The following is an 18,402-nucleotide window of genomic DNA, read 5'->3' as shown; positions in this document are numbered from 1 at the left end:
AAGGTCAAAATAGAAGGAGAAGGGTGGCCGACAGTCGAAGCGTTGCCCGACGGTTGAAATCTCGACCCAAGTGCTGACTGACAAGTCTCGATACCCTCAAATGCCGTCAGTCGGCACTACCATCCCTTAAGGCGCAGAGTTACTTCCTGGGCCCACCAACAACCGTCCGTAGATCCGAGTTCTGTGCGGATTCACGCAAACGATCGAAGTAGTCCTGCTGATCGCGCGTGAAGCCAGCAAGGGTCACAGTACCTACGGACGGGACTTCCGAACGGTCGGAAGCATCGCCCGGTCGGTGGCGCCGAGCGGCAGGCGCTTCGAGCGCTAGCTGAGTCATTAACCTTCTCCCCCGTGTCCAGACCTTGACAACAAACCACAGACCTTGAGTCGCTTGACCCCGATCGCGATTCGCACCCACCTGTCTGACTTAACTTGGCGGCATTAAGGGTCGATGCTTAGGCACACAAGCGTGATCTGCTCCTACTAAGAGGCAGTTTGTCGGAATATTATCCTATTGTCAAGTAGAAACAATGCGCTGCAGGTTTTGAGACTCCGCTTTGTTAACAGATATCACGATTTTGTGATTTTACGCACGCGACTTAGAGAGCGCTTGCGCGGTTTGCTTCTGCGCTGGGCCGCCCCCCCCATGCCCAGCAGCCCCTGAGAGGCATAGGGGGTGGCATAGGGGTCTGGCGCCGCGATCTAACTCATTGAAGTTAAAAGTAGATTTCTGGCCTACCCCCTATGACCCCTATGACCCCCTATGGTTTTAGCCGTCGAGTGAAATGGTCTGAGTTGCGGGAGAGCTACGGACAGCATTAGCCGCCCTGGGAGCTGCGCTTCCCGCTTCGAATGGGCACCACCTTGGAGAGCTCCGTCGCGCCCTGGGCCAGGGACAGCACGTGCCCCTCCCATGCCTTCAGGGCTTCCACCTTCTCCTTGTCCCAGCCGTGCCGCTGGTACACGCCCACGATGCCGGCCCGGCTGCCGCTGACGTGGTTCAACACCGCCTCCGTCACCTCCAGGCGCACCCCGAGGCGCTGTAGCCCGGTCGCGACCGTCCGGCGTATGTCGTGCAGGGTCCACGGCCGTAGGGGGCGCTTAGCCCGCTTGGCGGCCTCGGCCATCGCAGCGTCGAGGCGCTCCTTCACCTTGCCGAACCCGCTCGGGGCTGTCTGGCGAGCGCCCTCGAACACCAGCACCGCACCGCACCGATGGGGCACTGCCCGAATGAAGCCCAGGACGGTGGCGGGCAGCGGTAGGGAGTGCGGCCGGTGGTTCTTGGTCCGCTCTCCGGGCAGCGACCACAGGGCGGCGTCGAGGTCGAGCTCCGCCCATTGCATGCCGGCCACCTCGCCGCGGCGCTGGCCGGTCAGCAGCATGGTCAACACGATGGGCGTCCAGGGGTGCCCAAGGCTCTCCGCGGCCTTCCACAGATCTGCCACTTCGGCGTCGGCCAGCACCCGCTCCCGTGCGGTCTCCCGTGCCGGCCGGGGCGTCGCCTCCCAGGGGTTTGCCTCCAGCGCTCCGCGCTTCACCGCCCAGCCCCAGCAAGCACGGGCGACAGCACGGAGGCGGTTCGCCGCTATGGGCCCCCTGCCCGCCTTCACCTCGTCCAGCAGCTGCACCGCGTCGGCCTGGCGCAGGGAGGCCGCTGGCGCGGTTCGCCAGCTGTGCAGGGCATCTCGGAGGCTCTTGGGCGTGGCTTCACGGTAAGAGGCGGATCGCTCGGCCAAGTGGTGGGTGGTCCACTGCGCGATCAGCTTCTCAACCGTATAGGTGGAGGAAGCCGCCGCAGCGCGCGCCGCCGCCTCTGCCTCAACTGCTGCAGACCTGGCCGCTTTCCGCTCGGCAATCGGGTCCCGCTGGTCCCTCACCTGCCCCCGTAGCGTCTCGGCCTTCTTCCTGGCCTGGGCGGTCGTCAGCTCCTTGCCGAACGTCCCCAGCACCACCCTCTGGCTCAGGCCATCGCGCTTGTAGCGGAGGAAGAAGATGTGGCTGCCCTGGGCAGTCACGCGGACGCAGAAGCCCTTGAGGTCGCTATCCGCGTAGACGGCATCCTTCTGCCCCGGCGGGCAGATCAGGGCGGCCACCACCTTGTCTGACAGCTTTGCCCGCTCGCCCATCGGCCCGCCTTTCCATCCAGCGGACCCCTAGCGGACCCCTGGGCTTGAGCAGCCCTAGCGGGCCACGGCGGTCCATGTCGCAGTGTCGGCCAATGCAATCAACGCGCAAGCCTCTGTCTGGCGGCCAGCGGACCCCTTATGGCGGCCTGTGGCGGCGCACTCACCCTGACTGAAAATCGCAGTGTCGGTGGTTCGATTCCGCCCCTGGGCACCATTTCTTCTAGCGCAACATCGCCTGACAGCGTGTCTCGGGTGCCAACCGGCCCTGCCCGCGCCGTTCCCCTGCGCGTGATCGAAGCCTTCGACGCCGTCCCTGCCGGAACGCCGCGCTGGCGCCCCCGTCACTCCGAACTGGTCAGCCGCAGCCCAATCACGCCGCCCAGGATCAGCAGCGCGCTGGCGACCCGCCAGAAGCCCGATGGCTCGCCCAGCAGGAAGATCCCCACCAGGAAGGTGCCGAGGGCACCGATTCCCGTCCACACCGCGTAGGCGGTACCCAGCGGCAGGTTGCGCATGGCAAAGGTCAGCAACAGGAAGCTGGCCAGCGAGGTGACGATGGTGGCCGCACCCCAGCCCCAACGGCTGAAGCCCGCGGACTGCTTGGCGCTGTAGGACCAGACCATCTCCAGCAGACCTGCGGTGACCAACATCAACCAAGCCATACACCGACCCCCGTCCCCGGAGCCCTGTATGGACGCGCCGGACCGGTCGCGCCTAGGCGGGGCAAGGGTTCAGTGCCGATCCCTTCGGTCACGAAGCGGAGGGAGCATCGGAGGGCGGGCATCCCGCGCATGCGGCCTCACCCACGAGAAAGCCCACGCCCCCGATGAAGGGCGTGGGCAGCGCGGGCGGCGCATGGCCGCTCCCATCGGGCCTTCGGGCGGGGAAGGGCCGGTGTTCAGTTTCCGTGCGGCAGTGCCGGCAGGTTCGGGAACTCCTCGCGGTCCACGAGGATTCGGGCCGTCACCTGCGCGGCGACGAGGCCGGCCAGCACGAGCATGGAAGTCACAGCGAGCATTGACAGCATCCTTCTGCTGATCCTCCCCAAGCCCGGAGCCAATATGGTTGCTGCACTGCAGCATGACCAGCCCGTAATGCGCCGTGAGCGCAAGCTTTCAGCAATGCTGGTGCAGTCCAGCCACGAATTATGCTATTCTTTCGGCAATTGATTATGAAACATGCAGAACACCCCGACTCTGCCGCACAAGCCACCTTAGCTTCGTCTAAAAAACACGATAATGCGATGTAATACGGTTGCGATCGCATGATTTATGCGAGCGGGATACAACTTGGCGCCATGCTGGCAGCAGGTTCGTAGGGCAGCCCGCCGCATTTGCCTGTCACCACGGTGGGGAAGCAGGGACCGGCTGCAATCCGATCGCCACGGCGATGCGGAACCGCCCGAAATCCCGATGCGGAAATGCCAGAACGGCAAACCGGACGGGTTTGGTGCTCATCAAGGGAGTCCGGATCACGTCGATGACCCAATACGCGGCCGTTTCCGCGTCCCGCCTTGCCCCTGCGCCCAGCACAGCGAACCGCTGGCCGGAACCGGCACGGACCGATGACGCCGCAGCCCGCAGCCGCACGACGCGCGTCGCCGCCCCTGGGTTGTCAGTCCTGCTTCGCGGCCTGCGCTGGCTGCTGCTGCCCTGGTACGCCGGGCAGGTGCTGACGGGCCGCAAGGTGTTCTCCGGCAACCCCATCCTGGGCAGCGAGCGGCTGAACCGCCGCGGCCTGCACCTGTGGCGCGTCCGGCTGGCGGGGCGCCTGGCAGCCTGGCGGCGGAAACGGCTGGCCCACCTCGTTTCGCCGGAAGACCGCGCCGCTTTCGCCCGGGATGGCTTCGTGGAGGTGCCGGAGCTGCTGCCCCCCGCCGCCTTCGAGGCCCTGGCGCAGCACCTCGGCACCCTGGTGGCGGAAGCGCGGGAAATGCGCGAGGGCGGTGCCGTCACCCGGCGCATCCCGGTGACCCCCGCCCTGCTGCGCCGGGTGCCCGAGTTGCGGCCACTGCTGGACTCGCCGCGCTGGCGCGGGCTGACCCGCTACGTCGGCGCCTTCGACACCGAACCGGTGACCTATGTCCAGGCCATCCTCGCCAATGCCAGCGGCGAGGAGGACCCGCAGACCCAGCTGCACATGGACACCTTCCACCCCACCATGAAGGCCTGGTTCTTCCTGCATCCCGTGCCGGATTCCGAGGGCCCGCTGACCTATGTCGCCGGTTCGCACACGCTGGGCCGGCGCCGGCTGGCCTGGCAGCGCGCGCGCAGCGTGCTGGCCTGCCGGGGACCGAACAAGGGCGGCGCCTTCCGCCTGTCCGCGTCGGCACTGCCGCAGCTGGGCTGGGCGCCGCCGCGGCGCTTCGCGGTGGCGGGCAATACGCTGGTGGTCGCCGACACTTCGGGCTTCCACGCCCGTGCGGCCTCGCCCCGGCCCAGCCTGCGGGTGGAGATCTACGCCCTCAGCCGGCCCAACCCTTTCCTGCCCGTGCTGCGCCCGCCGCTGGACTGGTTCCCGGTGCTGGCCCGCCGGCAGGTGCCGCTGCAGTACTGGCTGCAGGACCGGCTGTCCCGCCTGGGCCTGATGCGCCCCGTGTGGCGCAAGGCCGGCGCCATTTCCCCCGCCGCGCCCGTATCGCGGGCCTTCGGCGATCCCGGCTGAACGGCGCGACTGACAGTTTTGCTCAACTGACCGAGGCCGAAGGGGCGCTGCCCCTGACCAGGGTCAGATCATCCCGGAACAACCGGCCCGACGAGGCTCGCGCCGGTGCGGGGCCTAACGGCCCACGGTCCGGAGATGCTCGTCCATTTCGGTGAAGCGGCTGGCAGCCTGGCGCAGCAGGCCGGAGGCGTGGCGCCAGAACACCACGTCCACCCAGTTCCCGTCGGCCACCAGTTGCCGCACCGCGGGCTCGTAGTCGGCATCGCCGGCCACCAGGGCCAGGCTGTCCGCTGGCGCGGCGCGGCGGTAGGCATCGCGGCACATCTGCACCACCAGGCTGGTGTCCACCCGCTTCTCGCCACCGCTGTAGCCGCGCTGCGGCACGATCACCTCGAAGCCTGCGGCAACGGCCGCCTGCCACACCGGCTCGTTGCCCAGCGTGCGGGAGCCGAACAGCACCATCCGGGCATGCGGCACCGTGCCGGCATCGGTGAGGAAGCCGGCCAGGGCGGGAAAGCTCAAGCGGTAGTCGTAATCGAAGATGCGGTCCTGGTCGGCCTCGCGGATGTCACGCGCCCAGCCACGTTCCACGGCACTGAGCTTCTGCCCTTCGATCCACAGGTTGCTGACATCCACGTAGATCCAGCGCGCCATCCCGCAACTCTCCCGCACCGGTGCGGGACGGCTTGCACCGGATCGCCGGCGCGCACCACCCCTCCGGCCCGGGGGCCGGCCGCCGCCAGTGCGGCGCAGCCGGCCCGGCGCGCGGCGATCAGGCTTCCGGCAGCGCCAGATCCGGCATGCGCTGCTCGGACATCCAGCACATCAGGCCGCCCAGGCACATGCCCAGCGTCACGCCCAGGGTGTTCTGGTGGATCACCAGCGTTGCCACCGTTCCCAGGGTCAGCACGGCCACGGTGACCCATTCATGCGCCGCGATCAGCCGCCACAACGGGTTGAACAATTTCCACACGGAACCCATCGGTCCACAACTCCCTGGTTCGTTTCCGGCGGGGCAGTGTTGCGCGTTCCGGCGAAGGCGGGGGTGACATCGACATTACGACGGTGCCACGCCGTCAGCGGCCGCGGCGCACCGCTTCCAGCGGCAGGCGCGCGGATTCCTTGAGCCGGTCGAGCACGATGGAGGAGCGCACGCGCGCCACGCTGGCATGCGGCAGCAAGACGTCGTTCACCAGCGCCGACAGTTCCCGCAGGTCCGGCACCACGGCCTTGAGCAGGTAGTCCGTGTCGCCGGTCATGGCGTAGGCCTCCTGCACCTCGTCCAGCCGCGCCACCAGGTCGCGGAAGCGGCGGGCGTTGTCGCCGCTGTGCGTGGCCAGCGTCACCTGCACGAAGACCAGGATGCGCAGCCCCAGCGGTTCCGCCGCCAGCTCGGCCCGGTAGCCGCGGATCAGCCCCGCCGCTTCCAGCGCCCCCCGCCGGCGCGAGCACTGCGAGGGCGACAGCCCGACCCGGGCGCCGAGCTGCTGATTGGTCAGCCGCCCTTCATCCTGCAGCGCGGCCAGCAGGCGGAAGTCGAGCTCGTCCAGATGGAGCATGTCGTGCATGGAAGCATCCTGGAACGCGCGGAGCGTGCGTTCCAGCGCCAAGGCGCGGCACTTCCGCGAACTCCGTGCGTGCCCGGCGTCCTAAGCTTCCCCGGTCCACGAAACCAGAGGAAGCCTCCCATGGGTCCCTTTCCGCACGATGCGCCCCGCGCGACGATCAGCGAGCATAACCCGATGGGCACGGACGGCTTCGGCTTCGTGGAATACGCCAGCCCGGAGCCGGAAAAGCTGCATGCCCTGTTCCGGCAGATGGGCTTCACCGCCGTGGCGCGGCACCGCACGCAGCGCAGCACCCTCTACCGCCAGGGCGACATCAACTACCTGCTGACCGAGGAGCCCGGCAGCCACGCTGCCCACTTCGCCGCCGCCCACGGCCCCAGCGTGCCGTCCATGGCCTTCCGCGTGGCCGATGCGGGGCACGCCTTCCGCCGCGCCCTGGAACTGGGCGCCGAGCCCGCCGATCCGGCCGGCGGCGCGCTGACCCTGGACATCCCGGCGATCAAGGGCATCGGCGGCAGCTTGCTCTACTTCATCGACCGGTACGGCGAGACCGGCTCCGTTTACGACGCCGAGTTCGAGTGGCTGGGCGAGCGCGAGCCCTATCCCACCGGCACCGGCCTCTTCTTCATCGACCACCTGACGCACAACGTTTACCGTGGCCGCATGGACGTCTGGTACGAGTTCTACCGCAAGCTCTTTAACTTCCGGCAGATCCGCTACTTCGACATCAAGGGTGAATACACCGGCCTCTTCTCCCGCGCCCTGACCAGCCCGGACGGCCGCATCCGCATCCCGCTGAATGAATCCGCCGACGACGAGAGCCAGATCGAGGAATACCTGCGCGAATACAAAGGCGAGGGCATCCAGCACATCGCCTGCGGCTGCTCCGACATCTATGGCACCATCGAGAGCCTGCGCGCCGGCGGGCTGAGCTTCATGCCCGCGCCTCCCGCCACCTATTACGAGCGCGTCGACAGCCGCCTGCCCGGCCACGGCGAGGACCTCGACCGGCTGCGCCGCAACGGCATCCTGGTGGATGGCGAGGGCGTGGTGGAAGACCGCAAGGCGCGCCTGCTGCTGCAGATCTTTTCCGGCAACGTCATCGGACCCGTGTTCTTCGAGTTCATCGAGCGCAAGGGCGATGACGGCTTCGGCGAGGGCAACTTCCGCGCCCTGTTCGAGAGCATCGAGGAAGACCAGCTCCGCCGCGGCGTCCTGTCCGGCGCAGCGGCCGCGGCCTGATCCCACACCGCCCACGCCCCTGCGCCTGTGTGGGCGGAGGACTGGCCCGGGTGGCTCAGGCGATCTGCAGCACGATGCGGCCGCGGGTGACGCGTCCTGCGGCCAGGCGGCGGTGCGCTTCGGCGATCTCGGCCAGGGGCAGCACGGCGGCGATCTGGGGTCGGAAGACCCCGGCCTCGGCCAGTTCCACCACCTGGCGCAGCCGCTCCGGCGTGTCCTGAATGGGGGCGCGTACCAGCCGCACGCCGTATTCGGCGGAGCGGTCCTCGATCGGCTCGGCGATCAGGTAGACCAGGCAACCGCCGCGGCGCAGCACGGGGTAGGAGCGGCGGTGGACCTCGCCGCCGATCAGGTCCAGCACCACGTCGAAATCGCGGCAGGTCTCGGAGAAGTCCTCGCGGTCGTAGGGCACGACGCGATGCGCGCCCAGCGCGGCCGCGTAGTCGGCATTCACCGCCCGGCAGGTCGCCGTCACCTCCGCCCCGAGATGCCGGGCGAGCTGGATCGCCGCCCCCCCGATGGCGCCCGCCCCGGCCTGCACCAGCAGCCGCGTGCCGGGGCCAACCGCCGCCACCTCTACCAGCGAGATCAGGGCGCAGACACCGGAATGCAGCAGCGCCGCCGCTTCGGTGAAGCCCAGGCCGGCGGGCTTGCGCACGACGTCGCCGGGCCGGCACAGCACCGCCTCGGCGCCGGTGCCGGAGGCCGTGGGCCCCAGCGTGACGCAGACCGCGTCGCCCGGCGCCACGCCCTCCACCCCCGGCCCGACGGCGTCCACCACGCCGGAGCCCTCGCGCCCGGGTATCTTGGGGAAGCCAGGGGTGAAGTGCTCGCGCAACAGGCCGGCGCGCAGTTTCCAGTCCAGCGGGATGGTGCCCGCGGCCTGCATCGCGACGCGGATCTCGCCCGGTCCGGGTTGCGGGGTCGGCAGTTCCTCCAGCCGCAGCACCTCCGGTCCGCCATAGCCGTGGTAGCGCACCGCCCTCATGGCAGCACCGCCAAGCCGCCAGGGCGTCGCCTCGCCCTCACCGCCGCACCGGCCCGCGGCAGCGCAGCGCCCTCACGGCAGCACCGGCGCGAAGAGGCGCAGGAGATGCGGCGTTGCCTCGAAGCCCACGCCGGGCGCCTCGCCCGCGAAGACGCGGCCGTCCCGCACGGCGATGCCCTCCGGGAAGCCGCCGAAGGGGCCGGCGGTGTCGGCCGCCGTTTCGAAGCGGCCCAGGCCGAAGCCCGCCACCGCATGCAGGGCCAGCAGGTGCCCGGCATGCGGCACGAAGCTCTGCCGCCCCCAGCCCTGGGCGGCTGCCATGTCCAGCATGCGCACGAACTCCGTGATGCCGTAGGAAAGGGAAATGTCGGGCTGCAGCAGGTCGCGGTCCGGCCGCAGCCCGGCATGGCGCAGCAGGTTGCGCAGGTCCTCGGTGGAGAAAAGGTTCTCGCCGGTGGCGATGGGGCCGGGCCAATGCGCCGCGACGGTCTGGTGCAGCAGGAAGTCCAGCGGCTCCACCGGCTCCTCCAGCCAAGCCGGTTCCAGCCCGGACAGGGCGCGCAGGTATTCCAGCAGCACCGCTTCCGACATGCCGCCATTGCCGTCCAACGCCAGCCGTCCGGGGCCGAGCAGTTCGTGCCCCGCCTCGATCCGCGCCATGTCGGCGGCCAGGGATGCCGCGCCGATCTTGATCTTGAAATGGTCGTGCCCGTTGTCGAGCGCGCGTCGCACGGCGTCGCGCAGCGATTCCAGGTCGCGCTCCGGCCGGTAATGCCCGCCGCTGGCATAGGTGGCGACGTGGCCATCCGTGTGCACGCCGAAGCGGTCGGCCAGCAGGCGCCAGAGCGGCCGCCCGTCCAGCTTGGCGGCGATGTCCCACAGGGCGGCGTCCAGCAGCCCGACCGCGCCGGGACGCTCGCCGTGGCCGCCGGGTTTCTCGTTGCGCATCAGCACCGCCCAGGCGCGCGCCGGGTCGATGCCGCCCGCCCCGTCGGCGTAGCTCTCGGGGTCCGCCGCCAGCAGGCGCGGGATGAAGCGTTCCCGCAGCAGACCGCCATGGCCGTAGCGGCCGACGGAGTCCAACGCCAGACCCAGCACCGGCCGCCCGTTCCGCACGGCGTCGGTGAAAACCACCACCACGCTGGCCGTCATCTCGTCGAAACTGATGGCGGCGGTGCGGTAGGGCGCGGGAATGGCGATCGTCGCGTCCCGCACGCTGGTGATGCGCATGGCAGCGCGCGCTAGCCGGCCTTCGCCTGCCGCCAGTCGTGCTCGGACACGTCGAAGACGATGCCGTTGGGGTCCTTGAACTTGCGCTCCGCGTCCACGCCGGGATAGCCGGAGGGCATCTGCAGGAAGAACTGGCCGCCCGCTTCCGTGATCTTCTCCTCGGTGGCCGCCGTGCTGTCCACGATGAAGCCGAAATGGTGCAGCCCCGCCCAGTCCGGGCCGTTGACGCCGCCGCGCGTGCCTTCGGGGAAGTGCAGCAGCGTCAGGTTCATCACGCCGTCGGACAGCGAGATGGCGTTGCCGATCGGGCTCTCCACCTTGCTCACCCGCTGCATCTCCAGCGCGGACTCATAGAAGGCGGCCGCCTTCTCGAGATCGGGCACCTGGAGCGCGACGTGCCGCAGCTTCGCCATCGGGAAATCCCTCCTGTGGTGGCCGCGCCGCCGGGCGGGCCAGGTGTTCGCGCCAGTGGCGCGCAAGGTGCGTGCGCCTGTGGTGCACAAGGTGCGCGCCACAGGCGCGCGGCTTACTCGGCCAGCGGCGCGCTAGTCCGGCGTGCCGCCGACCTGCCGCGTCAGCAGCGTGTAATGGACGTTGCCGCCCGCGAAGGGCGGGAACTGGTGGAAATCCGCGCGCATCGCCTTCAGCGCCGGCGACAGCAGCCCCGCGCTCAGCGCCTCGGGCGAGTCGAAGACCAGCTTGTTGCGTTGCATCATCTCCTCGCGCGCCCAGGGCAGGCCGCCGCACCAGTCGAGGCGCGAATAGATCTCGATCTCCCGCACATCCGGGAAATGCGCCATCAGCGCGGGGTGGTGCCGGATGTAGTGGCCCAGCCAGGCGTTCATGTCCTCGGCCGGGCCGGGATAGTGCACGAGGTAGGAACAGGGCAGCCCGCCCGACGCGGTGCGGATCGTGGCGTCCGGCACGGGAAAGGACCGCCGCACCATCGCCTGCTGCGTCACCGCCGTGCCGGGCGGCAGGGCATGCGCGGCATCGGCCAGGGCGCGCAGCGGCCCCTCCGCCGCGACGGCGGCTTCCAACGCCTCGATCGTGGCGAAGTCCAGCTGCAGCGCCAGCATCGGCGCCCGCTCGTCGCCCGGAAAGGGATGCGCCACCTGCCCCGGCGGCGGGGTGAAGACCAGCCCACGCCGCAGCGCCGGCACGCCGCGCAGGATTTCCAGCACCGCCCCCGCCGCGGCGTCGCCGAGATGCGCGGCCGGGTCGGGGTTGCGGGCAAAGGCGAACCAGGAAAAGCCGCTCACGGTGTCAGTTCCATCAGTTGCAGGGCGGTGCGGCCGACCCGCGAGGCGGGGTCGCCGAGGTCGCGCACGGCGGTGAAATGCGTGCGGCCGGCCAGCACCGCGGTATCCGCCAAGCGGCCGGCCTCGCGCAAGGCAGCGGCGAAGTCGCGGCTCTGGCGGGAAAACTCGGCGCTCTCGCTGTCGCCGCAATACACGGCCACGGGGCAGCGGATCTTGCCGAGGTGCCGCAGCGGGCTCAGCGCCGCCTCGCTTTCCGCCGTCAGCTTCACGTAGTCCTGGCGGGAGCTGAGCCGCACCGCCCGGAGGTCGTAAAGGCCGCTGACCAGCACGCCGCTGCGGATCAGCCCCGCCGGCAGGCCCTCCGCCGCCCAGTCCGTCGCCAGCAGGCAGGCGGCGAGATGCGCCCCCGAGGAATGGCCGCTGACGTGGATGCGTCCGGGGTCGCCGCCCAGCGCGCCGCGCGCTTCGCGATGGATCCAGCCCAGCGCGCGCCGCACCTGCGCCACCATGCCCGGCAGGTCGGTCTGCGGCAGCACGCTGAAATCCGGCGCCACGAAATGCGCCCCCGCTGCCACGAAGGCGGGTGCGGCGAAGCCACTGTCGTGCCGGCTCAGCGAGCGCCAGGCGCCGCCATGCAGGAAGACGTGGATCGGCGCCTCCGGCTGGGCGGCGGGATACAGGTCCAGCCAGTCCGTCTCGCCCTCGCCGTAGCGCAGGCTGCGGTGGTTGCCGAGCTGCGCCCGCGCCGCCGCCGTCTGCGCGGCATAGCCGGCCACGGTCTCGGGGCCGTTCGGGTCCCAGTGGCGCTGGTCGTATTGCCGGTCCAGTTCCGCCTGCCCGTAGTGCAGGAACACGGCGGCTGCCTCGGCCGCGGCGGAGGGCGGTGCGTCAGAGGGCGGGGTCGGCACGCTTCACCTCCATCGCCAGATAGGGGTTCCAGGCGGCGCCGGAGGCCGCCAGCGCGGCGCAGGCCCCGGCCTCCAGCATGGCGCGGGCGCGGGCCGGCGAGGTCACGCCGCCCACCGCCACGATCTCCAGCCCCAGCCGGTCGCGCCGCACGATGTCCACCGCGCGGCGGACGCAGTCCAGCGCGATGCCGTGCACCGCCCCGCCCATCAGCCCGGCACGTTCCCGCCCCGTGCCGAAGGCGGGCGCGCCCGACGCGTCCAGGATGACCCGGCTGGGCGCGTTGACCGCCGTCACGGCGTCGGCGCTGCCGGCCACCGCGCGCAGCAGCGCCGCCAGCGCCGCGTCATCCGCCCCGGCGCCGATCTTCAGCAGCACCGGCAGCCCGCCGGCACCCCGCCGCACGGCGCGGGCGATGCGCCCGGCCAGCGGCGCATTGAGGTAGGTCTCGCCCTCGCCGCGGCCGACATTAGGGCAGGACAGGTTGGCCTCCACCGCCTGCGCCCCGGCCTCGCGCACGGCGGCGGCCAGCTCCTCGAATTCCGCCACGAAGGCGTCCTCCCCCATGCCCTCGCGCGCCGTGCCCACCACGGACACCACCAGCACCTGGCCGGGGCGCAACAGGGCGCGGCAGCGGGCGATGTCCGGCCGCCACACCGCCGGGTCGCTGGAGGGCATGGCGATGGACCCCACCGCCGTGGCGGCCGCGGGATCGGCGGGGATCGCGGCCTCGGCGCGCAGCGGCGCCTCCGGGTCGGCGGCCCGCGCGTCGTCGGGCACGAAGAGCCAGTTCGGCATCGGCGCGGCCAGCTTGGGCCGCAGCCGCACCGTCTTGTAGGTGAGGATGTCGAAGCCGAGCCGCGCGTAGAGTTCCACCCAGGGCGCGCGCAGCCCCAGGCTGGCCGCCAGCCCGAAGCGGCTGCGCACGGGCAGGCCGAGGAAGCGCTTCTCCGGCGTGTCCGGCACCGGCGGGAAAGGCCCTTCGAAGCGCGGCCCGTTCTCCGCGTTCCACTCGAAGGAACGGTCGAGCCGATAGGTCGGCAGCGCCGGCCGCAGCGCCGCGGCCGGCCGCTCCCCCAACGCCGCGCCGCTCACGGCGGCACCGTGATCGGCCCGTGCCGGCCGTCGCAATCGAGGAGGTCCACGCGCTTCAGCACGATGCGGAACCCATCCTCCGCGCGCCGCAGCCGGTAGAAGCAGCGCCCGGCCAGCACGGATTTCCGGCCGTCCTGCACCTCCACCATCACCAGCGCTGCTTCCGCTTCCACCGTTCCCCCCGTTGCCGCGGAAACCTCGATGTTGCCCAGCAGGTGCAGGGTGCGCGGCATCGGCGTCATCACCAGGGCGCGGGCTTCCAGCAGCCGCTGCACGCGCATCGCCAGGATGCCGCGATCCTCGTGGATGATGGAGGGCAGGTTCAGCGCGTCCGTCTGACCGGGCTGGCTCGGCACCCAGTACAGGCCGTCCGGCGCGAAGAGCGCCAGCCATTCCGCGAAATGCCTGCCATCCAGCAGCCTGGCTTCGCGGCGCAGGAAGCCCGCCACCGCGCGCTCGATCTCCGCATCCACCGTGGCGGGCGGCGTCGCGCCCGCTGCATCGCCGGCCCCGCCGGGCAGCGCCGCGCCCGGTGGGTCGCCTGCCCCGGCGAGCGGCGCCGCGCTCACCGCATCGGCCGCGGCGTCCGGCATCGCCGCGCTCATGCCGCCGCCCGCATATGCTCGGCCCAGGCGGCGAACTGCGCCCGCATCGGCAGCTCGCTGGCCGTGCCCGTGAGGCGCCCGGCCGCGTCGCGCGCGTCGCTGTGCTGGCCGCGCTCGAAGTTCAGCCACAAGCCGGGATCGGCCGAAAGGCCTTCCTGGCAGCGCTCCAGCATCTCCACATCGTCGGAATAGATCATGGAAGCCGGCGAGCCGAGCGCGGTGAGGAAGCGCACGGCGCGGTGGAAGATCTCCTCCGGCGCGCCGCCCAGGCGGAAGCAGCTGATGCGGATCAGCGTGCGGTCCACTGCCAGCGGTAGCACCAGCCGCATCTGCTGGAATTGCGCGTTCAGGTTCAGGTTGGGGAAGATCAGGTTGTTGAAGCGGTTGACCGAGAGGATCTCCTCGGCCCGCTCCGCCCCGCGCGCGGCCGCCAGCGCCTCGCGGTAGCGCCGCGTCGCGTCGTCCACCGTTTGCTGCGCCAGCACGCCTTTGCGGTAGAAGCCGCCCATGAAGCTGTGCCCGCCGGGCAGGCCGGTCAGCTGGATGCCCTCCCACTGGCTGCGGCCGAAGCCGTTGGCCAGCATCATCTCCCGCGTCTGGTCGGCGTCCAGCGTGCAGGCGCCCTCCGGCGCGCTCATCGCCGTGCCGACGGAGGAGCTGTGCACGAAGCCGGGGTGGAAGATGTCCGCCGCGTTCTCGTTGTGGAACTTCCAGTTGCCGCGATACTCGATGGAGAAGCTCGCCGCCGCCAGCTCCACCTCGCCATTCGGAGCGCGGTCCACGAGGTTGTCGATCGCCGCCGCCATCTCGCCCAGGTGCTCCCGCAGGGGCGGCCCATCCTCGGCGAGGGAGGCGAAGACGAAGCCGCGGTAGCTGTCCACCCGCGGCACGCGGCGCAGCCGGTTGCCCTCCGCCTCCAGGTCGAAGCCCGGCGGGTAGCTTTCCGCGTGCGGCACGTTGGCCAGCGAGCCGTCGGGGCGGAACACCCAGGCGTGGTAGGGGCAGACGATGCGGCGCGCGTTGCCGCGGTCCGTCATGCACAGCCGCGCCCCGCGATGCGAGCAGCGGTTGTGCAGCACATGGATCGCGCCGTCATTGCCGCGGGTCACGATCACCTCGTGCCGCGCCAGCTGCGAGCGCACGAAGTCACCGGGACGGCGCAGCTGGCTCTCATGCGCCACGAAGAGCCAGAGCCGGCCGAAGAGCCGCTCCATTTCCAGCTCGAACACCGCCGGATCGGTGTACACGCGCCCGCTCACCCGGCCCTCGGCCACCAGTTCGCGCAGCGCGTCATCCGCCATGTTCCGCTGCCCTTCCGGCCAGGAACCCCGGCCGGCCTGGCGCCGGCCCCGAGGCCAATACCGAACGCTATTCCTTTTTCCGCGGCACCCGCAAGCCCGATTACGCCCCGCCTGCCCGTCCCCTGCGGTCGCCGGGGCCGGGCTTCTCGGCCATGATGCCGCGGTTCCGTGCGGAGTGTGGTGCTTGCCCCAGGTGAAGAAGCCCGAGTTGCAGGCGGCGATCCAGGCGGCCGCCTTCGCGCTGTTCGCACGGCAGGGCTACACGGCGACGTCGATGGCGCAGATCGCCCGGGCGGCCGGCACCACGGTGGCCAACCTTTACAGCTACTGCCCCAGCAAGCTCGCCCTGCTCTACGCCGTGTACCGGCCCTGGCTGGAAGCGCGGCTGGCGGCGCTGGAAGCGGAGCTCGGCCGCCACCGGACGCCGCGCCGGCGGCTGCAGCGCCTGTTCACCGGGCTGTGGGAGGAGATCCCCGCCGCCGACAACGGCTTCGCCAACACGCTGATCGAGGCGCTGGCCGCCGCCCCCGAGGACACGCAGAAGCCGGACGACCTGTTGCGCCACGCGGAAGCCTGGCTGGCGCGGCTGATCCGCGACGGCCTGCCGCCGGACCGGCGCGCCGCCATTCCCGCGCCGATGCTGGCGCATCTCGCCTGGATGGCGTTCGACGGCTTCGCCATCAACCGCCGCCTCGGCGATCTGCGCGACATCCCCGGCCTGGCGCGGCACTTCTCGGCGCTGCTGCTGGGCGATGCCGCGGCGGAAGCGGGCGGCACCCCGGCGGCCTGACGGGCTCCGGCGCGCCGCTGCCGCGCTCCGGTTGCCGCCGCCTCGCCGCGGCGGCAGAAACGCTCCCACCGCAGGGCGGCCTTCGCGTCCGGGGCCGCGCCAGGGCCTTCGCCCCCGGCACGGCGTCGCCGGGCCGCCCCGCCCACAGGAGCTGTTCCCCATGTCCCTCTTCGACGCCCTGCAACCCGCCACGCAGGACCCGATCCTGCTGTCCTTCCAGGACTTCATGGCCGATCCGCGGGCCGAGAAGACCAATCTCGGCGTCGGCATGTACTACGACGCCCAGGGCCGCATCCCCGTGATGCGCGCCGTGGCCGCGGCGGAGGAGCAGGTGATGCAGCGCCAGGCGCCCTGGGGCTACCTGATGTCCGAAGGCCTGCCCGGCCTGCGCGCGGGGGCCGAGAGCCTGCTGTTCGGCGACGCGCTGGCGGGCAGCCTGCGCGGCCGCGTCGCCACGCTGCAAACCCTGGGCGGCACCGGCGCGATCCGCCTGGGGGCGGAGGTGATCAACCGCCTGCAGCCCGGCGCGGTCGTGGCGATGAGCCGGCCGACCTGGCTGAACCACCCCAGCACCTTCCAGGCGGCGGGGCTGCAGGTGGCGGAATATCCCTATTACGACCGCGCCACCGGCGAGGTGGAATGGGCGGCGATGCGCGAGGCGGTGGCGGCGATGCCGGCCGGCACGGTGGTGCTGCTGCACGCCTGCTGCCACAACCCCACCGGCGCCGACCTGTCGCCCGGGCAATGGGCGGAGCTGGCCGACCTGCTGGCGGAACGCCGCCTCGTGCCCTTCCTGGACCTCGCCTATGGCGGCTTCGGCGACGGGCTGGAAGCGGACACGGCGCCGGTGCGGCTGCTGGCCGCCAAGGGGCTGCCGCTCTTCGTGGCGACCTCCTTCTCCAAATCCTTCGCGCTCTACGGCGAACGCGTCGGCGCGCTGAGCGTGGTGGCCGAGAGCGCCGAGCAGGCGACGATGCTGACCGAGACCATGAAGAGCATCACCCGCAACATCTACTCCACCCCGCCCACCCACGGCGCGTTGCTGGTGGCCACCGTGCTGGGCGACCCGGTGCTGCGCGCCGACTGGCGGGCGGAGCTGGAAAGCATGCGGCTGCGCATCGTGGGCACCCGGCAGGCGCTGCTGGACCGCGTGGGCCGCAACAGCGGCCATGATTTCGGCTTCCTGACCCGGCAGAAGGGGCTCTTCTCCTATTCCGGGCTGAGCGTCGCGCAGATGCAGCGCATGAAGGCGGAAGCCGCCGTGCACGCGGTGGAGGACGGGCGCATCTGCATGGCGGCGGTGAACGAGAGCAACATCGACCGCGTGGCCGCCGCCCTGCGCGCCGTGACACAGGAGGGCTGAGGCGGCCGCACCGCACCGTCGCGCCTCGTCCTGCACGAAGGGGAAGGAGGCGCGGCCAGGCTTCCGACCGGGGAAGCCGCCGCGCGAGAGGGATGGAGTGGCCTGGTGGGCGCGGTAGGGATTGAACCTACGACCCCCGCCGTGTGAAGGCGATGCTCTCCCGCTGAGCTACGCGCCCAGGCCGGGGCGTCGGATATCCCCCGGCGCCCGGGGTGTCAAGCGACGCAACCAGCCCCCGGCGCGGCCCGTTGCCGCCAGCGTGACGCCCTTGCCCCGCCCCCCCCTGCCCGCCCTGCTGCTCGCCCTCGGCACCGCCGGGTTATGCAGCACTCCCGCAGGGGCCGCGGCGTTGCAGGGCACCTACGAGGTGCGCGCCGCCGGGCTGATCGTGATGGAGGTCGAGGCCACCGTGGACCTCGACGACCCGCAGAACTACTCGCTGGAAACTCGCTCCCGCGTGCGCGGCGTGGCCTCGGTGTTTTCCAGCACGCGGATGACCACGCGCACCACCGGGCGCTGGAACGGCGACCGGGTGCAGCCGGCCCGCTACCTCGCCCAGGGCACCTGGCGCGGCGGCGAGCGCAGCACGGTGGTGGACTACGAGGGCGACATGCCGGTGCTGCGCCAGATGGTGCCGCCCCTGAGCGAGGAAGAGCGCGAGCCGGTGCCGCCCGAGGCGCAGCGCGGCACGATCGACTCGCTCTCGGCCGTGGCACAGCTGCTGCGCGAGGTGCGCCGCACCGGCCGCTGCGAGGCCCAGGCCGCCGTTTACGACGGCCGCCGCCGTACGGAGATGCGGGCGCAAACAGTGCGCTGGGAGGTGCTGCAGCCTTCCGGCAGCGCCTGGTCCGGCCGCGCCCTGCATTGCCGCTTCGAGGGACGGCAAACCGCCGGCTTCCGCCGGGGCGACGACGCCACCGACCGGCGCCCGCAGGAGGGCTCGGCCTGGCTGGCCGAGGTGCAGCCCGGTACCTCCCCGGTACCGGTGCGGCTGGAAGTGCCCAGCCCCTGGTTCGGCAATCTGGTGATCACCCTGGTTCGCGTCGGCCCGGCCCCGGCCGGGCGATAACGGCTGGGACTGGGTGTTCGGCCGTGGCCAAGGGGGCTCTGCCCCCTTGGAGCCCCCGCCAGGAGCTTAGGCTCCTGGACCTCATGAGTGCCTCCGGCGGGGGCGGGTTGGCCGACGATGCCCGCGATGACCGACGTGGGCCATCCCGCCCCCACCGGAGGCACTCAAAGTGGGGTCCGGGGAGTTTAAACTC

At 71.1% G+C, this 18,402-nt stretch carries 18 protein-coding genes and 1 tRNA gene; 5 read left to right on the top strand and 14 right to left on the bottom strand.

Annotated elements, in window-relative coordinates; all coding sequences use genetic code 11:
* Positions 1–818 precede the first annotated feature (818 nt).
* Positions 819–2,126, bottom strand: coding sequence for a tyrosine-type recombinase/integrase (locus tag ACLIBK_RS04360; protein WP_415386003.1), 1,308 nt, complete (start codon positions 2,124–2,126; stop codon positions 819–821).
* 341 nt (positions 2,127–2,467) lie between these two features.
* Positions 2,468–2,788: a DMT family transporter gene (locus ACLIBK_RS04355; protein ID WP_415386002.1), complete on the bottom strand. Its 321-nt coding sequence runs from the start codon at positions 2,786–2,788 to the stop codon at positions 2,468–2,470.
* An 817-nt stretch (positions 2,789–3,605) separates the two neighbouring features.
* Here ACLIBK_RS04355 and ACLIBK_RS04350 point away from each other — a divergent pair.
* Positions 3,606–4,790, top strand: coding sequence for a phytanoyl-CoA dioxygenase family protein (locus ACLIBK_RS04350; protein WP_415386001.1), 1,185 nt, complete (start codon positions 3,606–3,608; stop codon positions 4,788–4,790).
* A 114-nt stretch (positions 4,791–4,904) separates the two neighbouring features.
* Here ACLIBK_RS04350 and ACLIBK_RS04345 read toward each other — a convergent pair whose 3' ends face one another.
* The 3 genes from ACLIBK_RS04345 to ACLIBK_RS04335 all read right to left on the bottom strand — a co-directional run bounded on the left by ACLIBK_RS04345 (position 4,905) and on the right by ACLIBK_RS04335 (position 6,358).
* Positions 4,905–5,444 (bottom strand): NYN domain-containing protein, encoded by a 540-nt coding sequence (locus ACLIBK_RS04345; protein ID WP_415386000.1) that lies wholly within the window; start codon positions 5,442–5,444, stop codon positions 4,905–4,907.
* Between the two features lie 118 nt (positions 5,445–5,562).
* Positions 5,563–5,772: a hypothetical protein gene (locus ACLIBK_RS04340; RefSeq protein WP_415385999.1), complete on the bottom strand. Its 210-nt coding sequence runs from the start codon at positions 5,770–5,772 to the stop codon at positions 5,563–5,565.
* A gap of 94 nt (positions 5,773–5,866) precedes the next feature.
* On the bottom strand, positions 5,867–6,358 hold the full coding sequence (locus ACLIBK_RS04335) for an Lrp/AsnC family transcriptional regulator (RefSeq protein WP_415385998.1): 492 nt from the start codon (positions 6,356–6,358) through the stop codon (positions 5,867–5,869).
* A 120-nt stretch (positions 6,359–6,478) separates the two neighbouring features.
* Between ACLIBK_RS04335 and hppD the strand changes: the two genes are divergently transcribed.
* The gene (gene hppD / locus ACLIBK_RS04330; protein ID WP_415385997.1) at positions 6,479–7,600 is read left to right on the top strand and encodes a 4-hydroxyphenylpyruvate dioxygenase; all 1,122 of its coding nucleotides are present in this window, start codon (positions 6,479–6,481) and stop codon (positions 7,598–7,600) included.
* Positions 7,601–7,655: 55 nt separating this feature from the next.
* Here hppD and ACLIBK_RS04325 read toward each other — a convergent pair whose 3' ends face one another.
* From ACLIBK_RS04325 to ACLIBK_RS04290, 8 genes are all read right to left on the bottom strand, one after another.
* Positions 7,656–8,588, bottom strand: a complete 933-nt coding sequence (locus tag ACLIBK_RS04325; RefSeq protein WP_415385996.1) for an NADP-dependent oxidoreductase — start codon at positions 8,586–8,588, stop codon at positions 7,656–7,658.
* A gap of 72 nt (positions 8,589–8,660) precedes the next feature.
* Positions 8,661–9,818, bottom strand: coding sequence for an enolase C-terminal domain-like protein (locus tag ACLIBK_RS04320; protein WP_415385995.1), 1,158 nt, complete (start codon positions 9,816–9,818; stop codon positions 8,661–8,663).
* 11 nt (positions 9,819–9,829) lie between these two features.
* A complete protein-coding gene (locus tag ACLIBK_RS04315; protein WP_415385994.1) occupies positions 9,830–10,231 on the bottom strand; it encodes a VOC family protein in 402 nt (133 codons plus the stop codon).
* Positions 10,232–10,363: 132 nt separating this feature from the next.
* Positions 10,364–11,080 carry a hypothetical protein gene (locus tag ACLIBK_RS04310; RefSeq protein ID WP_415385993.1) on the bottom strand — a complete coding sequence of 239 codons (717 nt, stop codon included), beginning with the start codon at positions 11,078–11,080 and terminating at the stop codon, positions 10,364–10,366.
* Complete coding sequence (locus tag ACLIBK_RS04305; protein ID WP_415385992.1) at positions 11,077–11,988, bottom strand: alpha/beta hydrolase; 912 nt, start codon at positions 11,986–11,988, stop codon at positions 11,077–11,079. Before ACLIBK_RS04305 ends, ACLIBK_RS04310 begins: the two co-directional genes overlap by 4 nt.
* Positions 11,969–13,081, bottom strand: coding sequence for a hypothetical protein (locus ACLIBK_RS04300; protein WP_415385991.1), 1,113 nt, complete (start codon positions 13,079–13,081; stop codon positions 11,969–11,971). Before ACLIBK_RS04300 ends, ACLIBK_RS04305 begins: the two co-directional genes overlap by 20 nt.
* Positions 13,078–13,686, bottom strand: a complete 609-nt coding sequence (locus ACLIBK_RS04295; RefSeq protein ID WP_415385990.1) for an aromatic-ring-hydroxylating dioxygenase subunit beta — start codon at positions 13,684–13,686, stop codon at positions 13,078–13,080. Before ACLIBK_RS04295 ends, ACLIBK_RS04300 begins: the two co-directional genes overlap by 4 nt.
* Positions 13,683–14,987: an aromatic ring-hydroxylating oxygenase subunit alpha gene (locus ACLIBK_RS04290; RefSeq protein WP_415385989.1), complete on the bottom strand. Its 1,305-nt coding sequence runs from the start codon at positions 14,985–14,987 to the stop codon at positions 13,683–13,685. The genes ACLIBK_RS04295 and ACLIBK_RS04290 overlap by 4 nt, the downstream gene beginning before the upstream one ends.
* A 193-nt stretch (positions 14,988–15,180) precedes the next feature.
* Here ACLIBK_RS04290 and ACLIBK_RS04285 point away from each other — a divergent pair, with 193 nt between their 5' ends.
* Complete coding sequence (locus ACLIBK_RS04285; protein ID WP_415386246.1) at positions 15,181–15,777, top strand: TetR/AcrR family transcriptional regulator; 597 nt, start codon at positions 15,181–15,183, stop codon at positions 15,775–15,777.
* A gap of 160 nt (positions 15,778–15,937) precedes the next feature.
* Positions 15,938–17,140, top strand: coding sequence for an aromatic amino acid transaminase (locus ACLIBK_RS04280; RefSeq protein WP_415385988.1), 1,203 nt, complete (start codon positions 15,938–15,940; stop codon positions 17,138–17,140).
* A 103-nt stretch (positions 17,141–17,243) separates the two neighbouring features.
* Here the strand turns inward: ACLIBK_RS04280 and ACLIBK_RS04275 are convergent.
* Positions 17,244–17,318, bottom strand: a tRNA-Val gene (locus tag ACLIBK_RS04275).
* A 90-nt stretch (positions 17,319–17,408) separates the two neighbouring features.
* On the opposite strand from ACLIBK_RS04275, the gene ACLIBK_RS04270 reads away from it, so the two are divergent.
* Positions 17,409–18,209 (top strand): DUF3108 domain-containing protein, encoded by an 801-nt coding sequence (locus tag ACLIBK_RS04270; RefSeq protein WP_415385987.1) that lies wholly within the window; start codon positions 17,409–17,411, stop codon positions 18,207–18,209.
* The last annotated feature ends 193 nt before the right edge of the window (positions 18,210–18,402 follow it).

Origin of the sequence: Roseomonas sp. BN140053, assembly GCF_047690175.1 — a bacterium.
Lineage (GTDB): Bacteria > Pseudomonadota > Alphaproteobacteria > Acetobacterales > Acetobacteraceae > Roseomonas.
Note: the sequence above shows the minus strand (reverse complement) of the source record. Positions and strands in the feature narration are given on the sequence as shown.